The 14,924-nt window shown below is 63.1% G+C and carries 12 protein-coding genes; 4 read left to right on the forward strand and 8 right to left on the reverse strand.

Annotated features, from left to right (window positions below; all coding sequences use genetic code 11):
- Nucleotides 1-1,245 carry an aldolase/citrate lyase family protein gene (locus P0M12_RS05905; RefSeq protein ID WP_214927119.1) on the reverse strand — a complete coding sequence of 415 codons (1,245 nt, stop codon included), beginning with the start codon at nt 1,243-1,245 and terminating at the stop codon, nt 1-3.
- A 62-nt stretch (nt 1,246-1,307) separates the two neighbouring features.
- Nucleotides 1,308-3,335 carry a CocE/NonD family hydrolase gene (locus P0M12_RS05910; RefSeq protein ID WP_277377520.1) on the reverse strand — a complete coding sequence of 676 codons (2,028 nt, stop codon included), beginning with the start codon at nt 3,333-3,335 and terminating at the stop codon, nt 1,308-1,310.
- Between the two features lie 140 nt (nt 3,336-3,475).
- On the opposite strand from P0M12_RS05910, the gene P0M12_RS05915 reads away from it, so the two are divergent.
- From P0M12_RS05915 to P0M12_RS05925, 3 genes are all read left to right on the forward strand, one after another.
- The gene (locus tag P0M12_RS05915) at nt 3,476-4,399 is read left to right on the forward strand and encodes a pseudouridine synthase (protein ID WP_277377521.1); all 924 of its coding nucleotides are present in this window, start codon (nt 3,476-3,478) and stop codon (nt 4,397-4,399) included.
- Nucleotides 4,400-4,474: 75 nt separating this feature from the next.
- Complete coding sequence (locus P0M12_RS05920; protein ID WP_007733905.1) at nt 4,475-6,010, forward strand: CYTH and CHAD domain-containing protein; 1,536 nt, start codon at nt 4,475-4,477, stop codon at nt 6,008-6,010.
- 49 nt (nt 6,011-6,059) lie between these two features.
- Nucleotides 6,060-6,950 (forward strand): universal stress protein, encoded by an 891-nt coding sequence (locus P0M12_RS05925; protein WP_047271050.1) that lies wholly within the window; start codon nt 6,060-6,062, stop codon nt 6,948-6,950.
- Between the two features lie 54 nt (nt 6,951-7,004).
- Here P0M12_RS05925 and P0M12_RS05930 read toward each other — a convergent pair whose 3' ends face one another.
- Nucleotides 7,005-7,745 (reverse strand): VIT family protein, encoded by a 741-nt coding sequence (locus tag P0M12_RS05930; protein ID WP_007733901.1) that lies wholly within the window; start codon nt 7,743-7,745, stop codon nt 7,005-7,007.
- 131 nt (nt 7,746-7,876) lie between these two features.
- Here P0M12_RS05930 and P0M12_RS05935 point away from each other — a divergent pair, with 131 nt between their 5' ends.
- Nucleotides 7,877-8,635 carry an SDR family oxidoreductase gene (locus P0M12_RS05935; RefSeq protein ID WP_042922254.1) on the forward strand — a complete coding sequence of 253 codons (759 nt, stop codon included), beginning with the start codon at nt 7,877-7,879 and terminating at the stop codon, nt 8,633-8,635.
- Between the two features lie 3 nt (nt 8,636-8,638).
- On the opposite strand, the gene P0M12_RS05940 is transcribed toward P0M12_RS05935, so the two are convergent.
- The 5 genes from P0M12_RS05940 to P0M12_RS05960 all read right to left on the reverse strand — a co-directional run bounded on the left by P0M12_RS05940 (nt 8,639) and on the right by P0M12_RS05960 (nt 14,921).
- Nucleotides 8,639-9,271, reverse strand: a complete 633-nt coding sequence (locus P0M12_RS05940) for a TetR family transcriptional regulator (RefSeq protein ID WP_007733896.1) — start codon at nt 9,269-9,271, stop codon at nt 8,639-8,641.
- 114 nt (nt 9,272-9,385) lie between these two features.
- Entirely contained in the window at nt 9,386-10,762 is a 1,377-nt protein-coding gene (gene ftsW / locus P0M12_RS05945) for a putative lipid II flippase FtsW (protein ID WP_007733895.1), read from the reverse strand.
- A 224-nt stretch (nt 10,763-10,986) separates the two neighbouring features.
- A complete protein-coding gene (locus P0M12_RS05950; RefSeq protein WP_277377910.1) occupies nt 10,987-12,348 on the reverse strand; it encodes an MFS transporter in 1,362 nt (453 codons plus the stop codon).
- Nucleotides 12,349-12,417: 69 nt separating this feature from the next.
- Complete coding sequence (locus P0M12_RS05955) at nt 12,418-13,812, reverse strand: NtaA/DmoA family FMN-dependent monooxygenase (RefSeq protein WP_003939710.1); 1,395 nt, start codon at nt 13,810-13,812, stop codon at nt 12,418-12,420.
- Between the two features lie 29 nt (nt 13,813-13,841).
- Entirely contained in the window at nt 13,842-14,921 is a 1,080-nt protein-coding gene (locus P0M12_RS05960) for an LLM class flavin-dependent oxidoreductase (RefSeq protein ID WP_277377522.1), read from the reverse strand.
- Between the last annotated feature and the right edge of the window lie 3 nt (nt 14,922-14,924).

The raw sequence follows: 14,924 nt of genomic DNA on the forward strand, positions 1-14,924 counted from the left end.
TCAGTGTTCTCCTGTGATCGGTGTGGTGCGTCCTACGAGGTGACGGAGTGCGTTGGTGTCGGCGCTCGGGGCGAGTCGGAGAACTTCGGATTCCGGATAAGCCCCCGCGTCGAGCCCGCGCAGTACCACCGCTGCGAGCGCCTGGGCAGTTGCAGGTTCGTCCATCACGTCGCCACCTTGGCGCCCCAGGTACGACTGGATGCGCGGGGCAGCGGCGCCGAGCGCGTTGCGATAGAAGCCGAACGTGGCGAGCCAGCGGGTGACCAGATGCCCGGGGTGCATGTCCCACCCCTGGTAGTAACCGCGTTCCAGGGACCGCGTGACGAGGCGATGGTGCCGAGTGATCGCGTCGCGGATCGCCGTGGCGCTCCCGACGGGCGCGACCTGAGTCGACCCGTCGCACACCCAGACGCCGGTCTGCGCGGCAGCAGCCAACATGACAGCCTTTGCGTGGTCTGCCACCGGATGTTCGAGCGACTGATGACGCGATGCAATTCCGCAAGCTGCACTGTAATCGTAAGTACCGTAATGCAAACCGGTCAGACGACCGGCACCACGATGGATGGCCTGAGCAACTGCCACCGTTCCGTCGGCCGCGATGACCGCCTGCGGGCTCTCGATCTGCAACTCGAACCGAAGCGAACCGAGCTCGAGTCCGTGCGCCTTCTCCAGCTCTTCGCAGAGCAACACCGTCGCCGTGACCTGCTCCACCGCGCGCAGTTTGGGAACGGTGAAGACAAATCCGTCCGGCACTCCGCCGGCCGCGTCGAGCACAAGCTCGAGCGTCCTGATCGAGCGCCGACGCTCACCGGCCGGCAACCCCTTGAACCTGATGCCACTCCAGTTCGGCCCGGCAGGATCAGCGCTGAGCGCGGCAAGCGTCTGTCCGGCCGACGTCGCTGCATCGTCTTCTTCTTCGTCGCTGCGGCGTCCGTACCCGTCCTCGAAATCGATCCGAAAGTCTTGGACCGGCTTGCGGCCGAGTTGAACTCGCACATCAGCGAGCGCATTCTCCGTGTCGAGGTCGGCGAACACATGAGCATGGGAATCGAGAAGCGCGATCGCCTGCTCACCCCAGAGTCGAGGCGTGTCGACGGTTGCATCCGCGGCACTGACGTAAATCGTGTGCACGGGTTGGATCTCGTCACGGTTTCCCGGGTACTGCACCGCGAGCCGCTCGTCCACCGGATCCAGAAGTCCGTCCAGACGATCGTGGACGGCGGCGGAGAGTCGGGATTCTGTCATCGGACGATCTTCTCAGAACGTCCGCGAGCCCGCAGGTTCTCACGCCGCCGATCCAATCCGAGTCAGCGGCCCCCGACGAACGGAACGTTGACGAAGCTCGGCCGGTCTGCAGCCAACTCGATGTGCTGCGGTTTGAGTTGGCTGTCGGCGAGCATCGGGCCGAGCGCCAGGTATCGCGGCACGCTGGCAGCGTAGACGTCGACGCGGAGCCGGTGCCCCGGTTGCAGCACTGCGTCCGTCGGGAGCATGTTGATGTCGACGGTGGTGACCTCACCGGGAACCACCGGCTGACGCGTGTCGATCGTCAGATAGTGGTGCGGTTCACTGTAGTCACCGTTGGCCGAGCGAGTGCTCTTCGAATCGTCGACTGCCCGCAGCGACGCAGTCAGAGCGCCGTTCGTGATCGGTGTCGATGTTCCGTCCGGTGCTACGTCGTTGACCGTCGCTGCCCAGAATCCGTCCGTCGCGTCCAGGACGGTCTCGAGGTGGACGTTGATCGGGCCCGAGAGTGAGGTCGGCTCCGTCACTGCCTCACCGGTGAACGTCAGGCCCTCCGCTTCCTGGAATCGGGAATCCTTGGAACACGTCGCACCGAGCACCACGGAGATCCCGGCAGTTCCCTGAGTTCCGTCACCGGAGCAGAAGCCTCGCAGTCCTGGTGCGACTGTCAATCGCGCTGCGGCACTGGGCGGGTCATTCGTCAGCGAACCGTCGTACGCTGCGTGGGCGGCAGTACCGCTGGGCGCAGAGTTCAGATACATACGTTCGTAGCTCGCACCGGCTCGCGGGAACTGATCGTCCGTGATCCATCCGCCGCCTTGCTGGAACATCGTCACCGGACCGTAACGATCGATTCCGTTGTCGATGCCCTTGAGCCACTTGTCGAACCACGCACGTTCGAGTACGTCGAGGCGCGGCGGCGCACCGTCCTTGCCGAATCCTCCACCGGGAGTGACGTGATAGCCGTTCCCCATGATCAACTGCTTCTGCCCGGGCGGCAGATCGATTCCGTTGTAGATCCGCGGCTCACTGTTGGCGAAGATGTCGTGCCAACCGCCGTAAACCATCGTCGGAACGGCGATGTTGTCGACGTCAGCGGCTCGGTCCTGATAGAACTGCCCGTCTTGCGCGACTTGCAGAGTCGACGGCGACACGTCCTCGATTCTCTGAGCCGTCATCGCTTGCACCAGTTCAGGAATCAGCGTTCCCGGATCCTCGAGGCGGCTCGCCAACCACAGGGGATCGAAGTTTCCTTGCAGGATGTCCTGAACGTTCGGGATGAGTTTGAGCCCGTTGACCGCGGTCAACCACAACGGCATGAACCCGACTCCGAGGCCGCCACCGGTTCCGACGATGTCGCGCAGCAGATCGTTGCCAGGTTCGACCGGGAAGATCGCCTTCAGTGCAGGTGGATTGTTGCTCGCCGCCTGCACCGAGTTGATCGCGGAGTACGAGATGCCCGCCATCCCTACTTTCCCGTCGGACCATCCCTGCTTGCTCATCCAGTCGATGACCTCGACCGAATCCTGTTGCTCGCGCTTACCGAGCACGTCCCAATTACCTTGGGAGAAGCCGGTTCCACGTGCGTCGACCACTACCTGCGTGTATCCGTTCTGGACCAGATCACGGTTGACGCCGAGAACCCTGGCGCCTCCGCCGGCGATGACGCCCGTCAACTCCGACACGCCGTCGAACGGCGCCGCGAGGTCGAGCGAGTTCGCAACGTCCATCAGCGTCTCACCGACCTGCGGGATCGACAGAGCTGAATCCACCAGTGTGTCCAGCAGTTTCGTGTACGGCGTGATGTTGAGGACCGATGGCGTCTTCGATTCCACGGCCACCCCGGATGCATCCGCCGGTCGGTACACATTCGCTTGCAGAACTGTGCCGTCACTCATCGTGATGGGCACGTCCCACTCGATCGAGACCCCCGGATACTGCGGCGTCGCCTCCGTTGCCGCGAGCCAGGCCTGCCCGTCCGACCCTCCCGTCGGATCCGCAGAAGCGACGGCGCTCGGCACCGCCAATCCCACGACGCACAGCCCCACCGCAATCGTTGTCGACCTTCGACGTAGAAGTCGTGTCCTCACGAAAACTCCAATTTTCTGTTGTGATGACCCAGCCCTGCCCCCACGACAGTGACCGGTGTCACGAACTTACCGGATAGTAACTTCCGTCCCATATGTCGTCAATAGGTCTGAATGCCGACCGGACGGCTAGCTTTGAAGATGTGTCACGATCACCGCTTCCCGTCCGCGACGGCCTGAACCCGAGTCGCATCCGTCAGCCAGACGACGGCATGTGGGCGACGACGCTCGACTATCTGCTCGAACGGTTTCCCCAGGACGCCGTCCGCCTACGGGAGAAAGTCGCAGCCGGGGAGGTCGTCGACGAGAAGGGTGTCGGAATCACCGAGACGAGCGCTTTTGCTCCCCGGCGGTTCGTCTACCTGTACCGCGACCCTCCCGTCGAAACGCGGGTGCCGTTCGAGATCGACATCCTCTACCGGGACGAGAACATCTTGGTCGTGGACAAACCGCATTTCCTGGCGAGCACCCCGCGCGGGCGATACATCGCCGAATCGGCGTTGGTCCGCTTGCGTCGGGACCTCGAACTACCGGAGCTGAGTCCAGCTCATCGCCTCGACCGCGTCACGGCGGGACTGCTGCTGTTCACCGTGCATCAGGCGGCCCGGCGCGACTACCAGACCATGTTCGCCGAGCGCCGCGTCGCCAAGGAGTACGAGGCCATCGCGCGTCACGACGCTCAGGTGAGCACCCCCGTGGTCGTGCGTAGTCGCATCGTGAAAGAACGCGGCGTGCTCAAGGCCGCGGAGATCGAGGGCGAACCCAACAGCGAGTCGCGGATCGAACTGATCGAAACGCGAGACGGCTTCGCGCGGTACCGGTTGACTCCCCATACCGGCAAGACCCATCAACTTCGGCTGCACATGACCTCGCTCGGGCTCCCGATCCACGGCGACAACTTCTATCCCGACTTCTACGACGTTGCCGCAGAAGATTATTCGAACCCGCTGCGCCTGCTGTCGAAGGTTCTCGAGTTCGAGGATCCGAAGACCGGCCGGCTGCAACGGTTCGAAAGTCGGCGGACCCTGTCCTGGCCGGACGAATCGGGCAGTGGCGACTCGCCGTAGGGACCCCGGACCCTTCCACTGCGCCTCCGATACCGGGAGGATGGAAGCGCAGACCGCACCGCAAGAGGAGACCAGATGAGCAAGACCGCCGTCGTACCCGAAGCCGTACGGGAGATCGAGCGCAAGTACGAGGCGCCGGCCGAGCAGGAAGTTCCCGCCTTGGGCGGACTTCCCGGTGTTGTCGGCGAACCGGTCCACGACTCGATACAGCTCTCTGCCACCTACTTCGACACCGCGGACTACCGGTTGCTGGCCGAGAAGATCACGCTGCGCAAGCGTGAGGGTGGCGACGACGCGGGGTGGCACATGAAACTTCCCGCAGGCCAGGACACTCGAACCGAAATCCAACTTCCCCCGGACGAGAGCACCGATGTGCCCTCGCCGCTGTCGAGTCTGATCCGGGCGATCATTCGCGGTCACGATCTGGTGCCGGTCGCCCTGATCATCACCGATCGGGAGCGCACCAGGCTCAACGGCGAAAACGGTGTGCTGCTTGCCGAAGTGGTCTCCGACACCGTCATCGCCTGCAAGGCAGACGGTTCCGGAGAGTCGACGTGGCAGGAAGTCGAGGTCGAACAAGGCGCAGGCGGGCAAGAGCTGGCCGATGCAATCGAGTCGGTTCTACTGGACGCCGGGCTGGAGCGCTCTGCGAGTCCGTCCAAACTCAAACGAGCACTGGGCACGTCGGTCACACCGTACGCCGGTCACGAGGTCACCTCGGGCAAGGCGTCGAATCCGCGGATCTTGTTGCGTAATTACCTCATCGAACAATTGCGCGCACTGGTCGCCGCGGATCTCGGCACGCGTCGGGCCGACGACGAAGCCGTTCACGACTTCCGGGTTGCGGCACGTCGCATCCGCAGCGCTCTGCAGTCGTACGCCGGCCACTCCCCCAAGACCGACGATCTCATCACGGATCTGCGGTGGATCGGTGGAAAGTTCGGTGACGCCCGCGACGTCGAGGTCCAGTGGGAGCGTCTTGTGGAACGCCTCGGCGAAATCGACGAGATGCCCGAGCGAGAAGCTGTGCGAGCTCGAATCGACGAGTTCTTCTCTGCACGTGGTGAAACCGCCCAGGAAACAGCCCTCGAGGCGCTCGATTCCGAGCGATACACCACGCTGCTCGATCGCCTCGACGAGTACGTCGGCGACCTCGAATTCGACACCGCCACCCACCGCGTCGGAAAGAAGGCATCGGCACGAGAGTTGGCCCATACCCTGCGGCACCTGGCACACAAGGTCGGTAAGCGGGTCGATCACGTCTTCGATGCCGATAGCCGCACCGAGCGTGACGAGCGAATGCACCGCGCCCGCAAGGGAGCCAAGCGGATGAAGTACGCGATCGAGGTCATGGAACCCGTGTCGAAGAGCCGAGCGAAGCGTGCACTGAAGCATTTCAGCCACTTCCAGGATGTTCTCGGCGAGCACCAGGATTCCGTTGTCGCCCAACATCATCTACTTGCAATGGCAGCCGAGCAGGAGCATACCTCGCTCACCAGTTTCGGATTGGGCATGGCCTACCGACGAGAACTGGAAATAGCCGACGGGCAATCGACCCTGCTACGCAAGACGTGGAAGGAAGCCGTGAAGTCAGCATCGTCACTCTGGTGACGTCGCTGTAACCAGTCGACCGATCTCGATCATTTCAGAGGGAGTAGACATGAACACACTTGCAGGACACCAGGATGTCGTCGCCGGTATCGACGGATCCGAGGCCTCGACGGCGGCGGCCCGGTGGGCGGCCTCCGTCGCGAACGCGGTCAACTCACGACTGATTTTGGCGCACGCCCTGCCGCAAGAGGGCCCGATCTACAGTCCCGCTGCAGTGATGTTGCAGTCACAGTTCCTCAGCCAGATCCGCGAAGACGGCGAAGCGATCGTCGATGCCGCCGCCACGGTGATTTCGGCCGAATTCCCCGAACTGACCATCGAATCCGAGATCGCGCCAGGGCCGGCGTCGACGCATATCCTCGAATCCTCGGGTACCGCACGCCTGATCGTGATGGGGTCGACCGGATCGGGTGCACTGCGCTCACGGCTGCTCGGATCGACCGCACTGAAGGTGGCCAATCATGCAACCTGTCCGGTCACCGTGTGGCGTGGTTCGGCGGAGAATCCCGGTCCGGATCAGCGTCCCGTCATCGTCGGAGTCGACGGAAGCGCGTTGAGCAAGAAGGCCGTCGAGTACGCGTTTCGTTATGCCGATCAGTTCGACGCGCCGCTCATCGCGGTCCACACCTGGCAGGGCTCGTCCACCTTCCGCGAAGGCGGAGCGGGAATCCTGATCGACTGGGAGGCTGTCGAGCAGGAGGAATCGGCGCTACTGGCGGAAAATCTAGCCGGTATGGCCGACCAGTACCCGGACGTGCCGGTCACCCGCATCAGTGAACCCGGTGCCGCTGCTCCCGTCATGCTCAAATACGCCGACGACGCACAGTTGATAGTTGTCGGAAGTCACGGACGCAGTGCGATGGCCGGCGCCGTGATGGGCTCCACCAGCCAGAATCTGCTGCACCATGCGCCAGGGCCGGTCATGATCTGTCGCGCCTGAATTGCTGTGCGCCTTTATTAACCCCCCGCGGTTAATAAAGGCGCACAGCAGGGGTCAGGCGAGACCCGTGCCCACCAACTGACCTACTCCGTACGTCACGGCCATCGCCAGCGCGCCACCGATCACCACGCGTAGCACCGCTCTGGTCTTGCGAGCTCCGCCGAGCGTCGCGCTGATCGTCCCGGTCAGCGCAAGTGCGATCAGCACCGCGAAAAATGCGATAGGGACGCGGATGCCTGTCGGCGGCACCAGAATTGCGACCAACGGGATCGCCGCGCCGATCGTGAACGAGATTGCCGACGAAATCGCTGCATGCCACGGATTGGTGAGATCGTCTGGATCGATACCCAATTCGACTTCTACGTGCGCCGCGAAGGCGTCGTGCTCGGTTAATTCTTCGGCGACGCGGCGGGCCGTCTCCGGACTCAATCCCTTGTTCTCGTAGATCTCGGTCAGTTCCTGAAGTTCAGCCTCCGGGGTCTCGAGGAGTTCCTTCTTCTCCTTCTGCAGGAGTGCGCGTTCGGTATCCCGCTGAGCGCTGACCGAGACGTACTCGCCCAACGCCATGGACACAGCGCCGGCAACCAGTCCAGCAAAACCGGCTGTGAAGATTGCTGAGCGCTCGGTTGTGGCTGCCGCAACACCGACCACGAGGCCTGCGGTCGAGACGATTCCGTCGTTTGCACCCAGAACACCTGCACGCAGCCAGTTCAGGCGATTGTTCAAACTCGGTGCGTGAGGTTCCGATTCCCCACCGGGCGCCCCGTCGGTCAACTGCACACTGTCTCCGGACATGGCAACAGATTAGGACGATCAGTCCGGTTGCGATAGCAATCTGAGCCTGTCCTTCGCGCACTGATATATTCCGATTGGCATCCCAACCAAGCATTTGTTGGGTTTGGAATCGGCAGACATCTGGAGGCATTGTGAGCGCAGTACGCACCGCTTTTGTCAGCGGCGGAACCGGTGGAATCGGGTCGGCGATCGCCCTGACCCTTGCCGAACGCGGACACGACGTCGCCTTCACCTACCGAAACAACAAGGGCGCTGCCGAGCAACTGAGCGAGCAGATTCGAGCGCATGGCGTGCGCGCCCACTCGTACTCTCTCGACTTGACCGACGAGTTGTCGATCAGCGCCGCCGTCAACGATGCGGTCGATGATCTGGGCACATTGACGACGCTGGTCCACGCTGCGGGACCGCACGTCCCGATGACGCACCTCTCACGTGTGACGCCGGCGTTCTTCACCGAACAACTGAACCAGGAGGCCGCGGCGTTCTTCACCCTCGTCCACACCGCCCTGCCTGCGCTGCGTGCATCCTCGGGTTCGGTGGTGGCGGTGACAACCGCGGCAACGGATCGCTTTCCCGTGCGCGACGGACTCTCCGCTGGCACCAAAGGGGCTGTCGAACAACTTGTTCGCGGATTCGCCGCAGAGGAGGGACGCTACGGCGTCCGGTTCAACGCTGTAGGACCAGGCATGTTGACGGACGGAATGGCGGAGCGCCTGATCAGCTCCGCCGAACTCGACCAGGACGCGCTCGACGTGACGATGAGCCGAATCCCGTTGAAGCGCTTCGGATCAGCTGCCGACATCGCCGAAGCAGTATGTTTCCTCGCAAGCGACGCGGCCGGATTCATCAGCGGTCAGAAGCTCAACGTCGACGGTGGCTACACCGTCTGAGCGCTATCCGCCCAACTTGCGAAAGACCAGTCGCACGGCAAGTTCCAGGTGCGCCATCACCTCGTCCGTCGTCATCCGGCCCGCAACCCACGAGACGAGACTCGACATCCAGACGTCGTCGATCACCTTCACCGCGTCCAACTGCTGCTGCGAGACTTCCTCGACACCGATCGCCTTCGCGAACATCTCGGTCACGACCCCACCGAGCGCGTTGAGTTCCGGGGTCGCCGACGCGTCCGCGAACATGTACGCCCGAACCAACGCTTCGTAACGGAGGTGATCGGTCTCGAGGACCTCCGTATTCTTGCGCAGCACAAACAGAATCCGGTCCGACGGAGTCTCGCCCGGGATTACAAAGTCTTGGAATCTGTCACGCAAACCCTCGAACATCCACAACAATGCGACGACAAGCATGTGGTTCTTGGACGGGAAATACCGGTAAACAGTGCCGATCGCGACGCCGGCGCGATCGGCCACCGATCGCATCTGCACCGCGTCGTAGCCGCCTTCGGAGGCGGATTCCATTGCGGCGTCGACAATCCGGCGAAAACGCGCTCGCTGCGACGGCGTCGTACGACGTCCGGTCACCGAGCTACGTTCGACCACCGACTGGTCTGCCTTGTCGCCACCTGCCATGTCCACAACCCTTATTAGACGTCGTTTTGCCGACTCCCAATGTAGCCGCCCAACGCAATTGTCGGGTGCATGACTGCCCGCTTCCGAACTGCCCGCCAGTGGAACTGGCCCAGATCAGGAAGCGCGCCGCGGCCGATCGGATCGGCCGCGTCTACGTGGATCTTCCGACCAGTCGCGAGAGGGTGCGCGTCGGCCCGGAGCTGGAGCCCGGCGTCTGTCGGGTTGTGGTGCCCGTCGTTCCGGTCGGCGTTGCCCAGTTGGAGCAGGCTGGGCGCGGCGAGCGGGCGGCCTCCGTCGATCGGTCTGTGGCTTCTTGGCAATGCCGAACCGAGGCTTGCCGAAGACCAGAGGAATCCAGCCGCGACCGCTGCTCTCGGCCGAGGCGACAGCCTCGGGCTCACGGAAGGCTGCGTGCGCGATGAGCCCGAACATCAGCAGGGTGGTGATCATCGACGTTCCGCCCGCCGAGATGAGCGGTAGTTGCAGACCGGTCACCGGAATCAGGCCGACGACGTAGGCGATGTTGATGAACGCCTGCACGACGATCAACGTCGTTGCCGTCGCTGTCATGACTTTGAGGAACGGATCAGTGGACCGTTTCGCGATCCGCAGCCCGACGATCAGAACCGCGGCAAAGAGAGCGACGACGATCAGCGCGCCGACCAGACCCAACTCTTCACCGATCACGGCAAAAATGAAGTCGTTGTGCGCCTGCGGGAGATAGCTCCATTTGGCGTCGGACTGTCCTAGACCGCGCCCGAAGATGCCTCCGTTCGCCAGTGCGTACTTGGCCTGAGTGCTCTGGAAGTTCAAACCCTGCGGGTCGAGATCAGGATTGAGGAAAGCCTTGATGCGATCCGAGCGGTAACCAGCAGTAAGCCCGAGCACGAGAAATGCGACTGCGGAACCGAGTGTGAGGCTGATGAATGTCTTCATCCGGAACAGCCCGAACCACAGCACCGACATGAAGATGATGCCGATGGTGATGGTGGTTCCGAGGTCCTTCTCCAACACCACCAGAACCAGAACCAGCAACGTCGTACCGCCGATCACCGGCAGCGCGCGGTTGACGTCCATCCGCGCCTTCATGAACGACGCAACCGTCGCTGCGGACCAGATCGCCAGAGCAAGTTTGGCCAGCTCCGACGGCTGGAAGGAAATGCCCGCGATCACGAACCAGCTGCGAGCACCCATCTGTTCCGAGCCGATACCTGGAATCAGCACCAGGACAAGCAGAACAAGACACAGGATCAGCAGCCATGGTGAGGCTCTACGCATCGTTTCGGTCGGCAACCGCACGACCGCCACGAACATCACCAAACCGATCGCTGCGAACATGCACTGCGGCCAGAAGCGGGCGTAGGACGTCCCGGACAGAACATAGGATTCGACGCCCGAAGACGACAGCACCATCAGCAGTCCGAACGCGACGATCAGCACGACCAGACCGACGATCATATGGAAATCGAACAGTGGCCGATTCGTCCACATCGCCGTTCGAGCGCGGAAGGGTGTCGATGTGCGGTCACGTTTGTCCGACGATCCACGGGGTGAGTTAACTGGCTCTCCACTCCCGCGACCGTTGGGCTTGTCTTCACTGCGACCGGTCACCACACAAGTATCGTCCCACGACTCCTAACTCATGGGTAACACAAGTCCCACGAGTCACACGGGCTCGGTCTCCCGAGGGCCCTCTAGGCCTACGAAACGCCAGGTCACGTCCTTCGCCGACGGAGGTCTGCCACCGCTCCCGCCAGCGAGAGCGTCAACATGACCACGCAGACGGCAAGCGCGATCCCGAACGCACGTCCATATCCGTCGGGCGAGCATCCGAGCACACCGAGATACAACCCCGATACCGCGGCCAGTGAGATGGTCGCGGACAGTCGCTGCGACAGCTGAAGGAAACCCGCCGCAACTCCGTTCGCACCCGCCGGTGCATATTCGAGAGTCAGCACCCGATTGGGCGCGTCGACCAAACCGCTGGCAACTCCCGACAACACCGCCAGGACCACCAGCACCGGGATCAGATGTTCCCGCGGAATCAGATTGACCGCTGCGATGTACCCGAGGATGACAAGGATCTCGCCGACTATGGCAAAAACCACTGCACTTCGGCCGAACCTGGCAACCAGCCGCCATCCGAAAGCCGACGTCAATGCCATCGCGAGTGAGCTACCGGTCATGATCAACGCCGCACTCAGCGGGGCGAAGCCCAAACCTTCGATCAGATAGAGGCTGAGCACCGCGTTGACGGCGAGGATGGATCCGAACCAGAAGAGTGCAACCGTCGTACCCAGTCGGAAGCCCCGTGAGGCGATCAACGACGGAAGCAGTACCGGCGTCCCGCCGCGCTCGGCGTACCGACGTTCCCAGAACCAGAAGGCAACGGCAGCGCCGAACGCACCGATCAGGAAAGCCGCGGCGACAGTAACACTGGTCCGGGTCACGATGGGCCACAACAGGAGCCCGGTCGTAGTCGCCAGCAGACACAGCCCAACCGGATCGATCGACGCGCCCGATCGGGTGGTTCGATCACGGCGCAGAAAGCGAAACGCCAGAATCAGTGTGATCAGAGCAAACGGCACGTTGAGAACGAGAAGCAACCGCCATCCGAAGTCGGCGTCGGAATACTTCAGCAGTACGCCACCGAGGATCGGTCCGGAAACGCCGGCCAGACCACCCGCGGTGCTGTACGCGCCCAACGCCTTCGCCCGAGCCTTTCCGGACACCCGGTCGGTGATGATTCCGAGCACCTGCGAACTGATGGTGCCTGCGCCGATCCCTTGCCCCAGCCGGGCCAACACGATCATCGACGGATCCGACGCACACGCTCCGAGGATTCCCATCACCGCGAAGATGCTCAGGCCCGCCAAGAACAAGCGTCGACGCCCGACGACGTCACCGAGTCGGCCCGCCGGCACCAGGGCCAAGCCGAAAGTCAGCGAATAGCTCGCAAGGATCCACTGCACCTCCGAGGTCGACGCGTCCAGCGACGCCCGGATCGACGGAACCCCGATTCCGAGCACCGCCGAATCGAGAAGGGTGGTGAAACCCGCAGCTACGCAGACGACGATTTCCCAGCGGACGGCCGAACCGAGCTTGGTGGATTCGGCCGTCGCTGTGACCGTGTGGGACAGGACCCGTTACCCCGCAGCTTCAGACGTGGCCCGACGCGTGAGCGGCGGTCGCAACCCCAAGTGCTCTCGCAGCGTCGACGTGGAGTACTCGGTGCGGTACGCCCCACGCTCCTGCAGTTCCGGGATCAACCAGTCGACGATCTCGTCGAGCCCGGTCGGCACCAGGTACGGCGAGATGTTGAAGCCGTCCGAAGCTCCGTTGCGCACCCAATGGACCAACTGATCTGCGACCTGCCCCGGAGTGCCCGCAAAACCCGAACGCTGCGAGGTCTCGATAGCGACCTGACGTAGGGACAGATTCTTTGCCTCGGCAAGAGCACGCCATTCACGTGCGATCGCAATGGGGTCGTTGCCGTCCCGCGCGGAACCGCGCGTCTCCGAAACCGGGCGGGCAACCGGATCTTCCTCGGGGAGTGGACCGTCGGGGTCTCGATCGGAAAGGTCCTTACCCCACACCAGTCCGACGAGAGAGAGGGCAGTCTGACCGGTGAACTGGCCTTCGAGGACCCACCGTGCCTTCTCCTCGACTTCGGACTCGTTCTCCGCCAACACGATCTGCGTGCTGGGCAAGATCTTGACGTCGTCCTCCGGTCGCCCGGCTTTACGCAACCGAGCCCGAATGTCGTCGGCGAAGTCGAGCGCGCCGTCGAAATGAGTCCCGTGTCGCGAGAAGATGACGTCGGCATGGGTCGCCGCGAAATCGCGTCCACTCGGGGAATCACCCGCTTGGAAGATGACCGGATGCCCCTGGCGGCTTCGGGGAAGCGTCGGCGTCACGGAGATGTCGAACTGTGAAGTCTGCCTGCGCACGTCGCCGACGGCACCCGGAGTAGACCAGTTCTCGGACGTGCGAGAATCCGAGATCGCGTCGTCGGCCCACGAATCCCACAGTGCCCGCGCGGTTTCGATGAACTGCCCGGCACGCTCGTAGCGCAGGGAGTGGTCGAGGAAACCACCGCGACGGAAGTTCTCTCCCGTCCACGCGTTGTCGGTGGTCACCGCATTCCAGCCGGCCCGTCCGTCGGAAAGTAGGTCGAGGCCGGAGAGTCGACGCGCAAGGTCGGCCGGTTCGTTGTACGTGGTGTTCTGTGTCGCGACCAACCCGATCTTGTCGGTGATACCGGCGAGGGCGGCCAACTGCGCAATGGCGTCGGGTCGGCCGGCGATATCCAGATCGAGAATCTTGCCGTTCTGTTCCCGAAGCCGCAGGCCTTCACCGAGGAAGAAGGCGTCGAACAGACCTCGCTCGGCGGTGAGTACCAACCGCCGAAACGTCTCGAAGTCGATCTGGGATCCGCTCGCGGAATCGGACCAGATGGTGGTGTGGTTGACCCCCTGGAAGAAGACGCCGAAGTGAACGTGAGCGTCGGGTCGAGGTACGGCGGAGCGTGATGCAGTCATGGCCGAAATATCCTTAGCGCGAAGTCAAGTCAGGAGGAGTGGGCGAATCGATTTGCGGGCCGCTGCAGACCGAGGTTGCCCCTCAGGGTCGATCCCGGAACCGGGCGTCGCGTCAACCCGGCCTTGGACAGCGTCGGAAGCACGAATTTGGCCAGCACCGGAAGGTCCTCGTCGATCACGAGAGCATGGAAATGAACACCGTCGAGGTGTCCGGCCAATTCCTTCAGAACCACGGCCGCTTCCCCCGGATCTGCAGCCAGGAGCAGTCGGCCGGTGACGACGGCATTCCCGTACGAGTTCAGCTCGGTCCTCCGCTGCGCCGCAGACAGATTCGGCGTATCGAATGCCACATCGAGCTCGGCGACCACCAATGACGCGCCCTCATCGCGCGCCTTGGCAGCCGACTGTGCAATGGTCTCCACCGAATCACCGGAAACGAGAACAACATCCGGCTGGCGTGGATCGATTTCGCCGTAGCGGCCGAACACCACCAACTGGCCTTGAGGCGGCCGCGGAACGATTGCGGGCCCCTTCACCGAGAACGTGTCGCCCTCGAAATTGACGTAATGCAGACGATCACGCTCGAGGAAACGCCCACTGAGATAGTCACGAACGACGGCGTCGTCCTCCCACGAGTCCCAGAGATCGGTCACAACGGTGACCGAATCCCGCTGCTCTTGCTGACGCGCCGACTCCGTTGTTACTGGAGCCCTCCCCCACGCCCTCGCCGCGGCATCGTCTTCGACCGGAACAGCAAGCCAGCCGCCACGCCCACGCGAGGAGTAGTCCAACGTCGCCAATTGCGAGGACGTATGAAACGGTTCGGCGTACGTGGTCCCGACGACGGGGACCAGCCCGATCGTGCTGGTTGTCGCCGCCACGTACGACGCCCTCGAGACGGCATCGATGCGGCCGACGACGTCACCACTCGGGGGGAGGATGGAATCGTCGAACGTCGCGAACGTGAAGCCGGCATTCTCGGCAGCCGCGACGCGATCGCGCACGGCTTTGCCCGTGAGCAGCTGGTCCGGGCGGTGTGAGCTTCGGCGCCAGGCAGCGGGGTGAGTGCCCTCGCCGTCCAGTTCGATACCCACGGCAAATACAGTCATGTG

It is taken from the genome of Rhodococcus sp. RCBS9 (assembly GCF_029457415.1).
Lineage (GTDB): Bacteria > Actinomycetota > Actinomycetes > Mycobacteriales > Mycobacteriaceae > Rhodococcus_F > Rhodococcus_F qingshengii.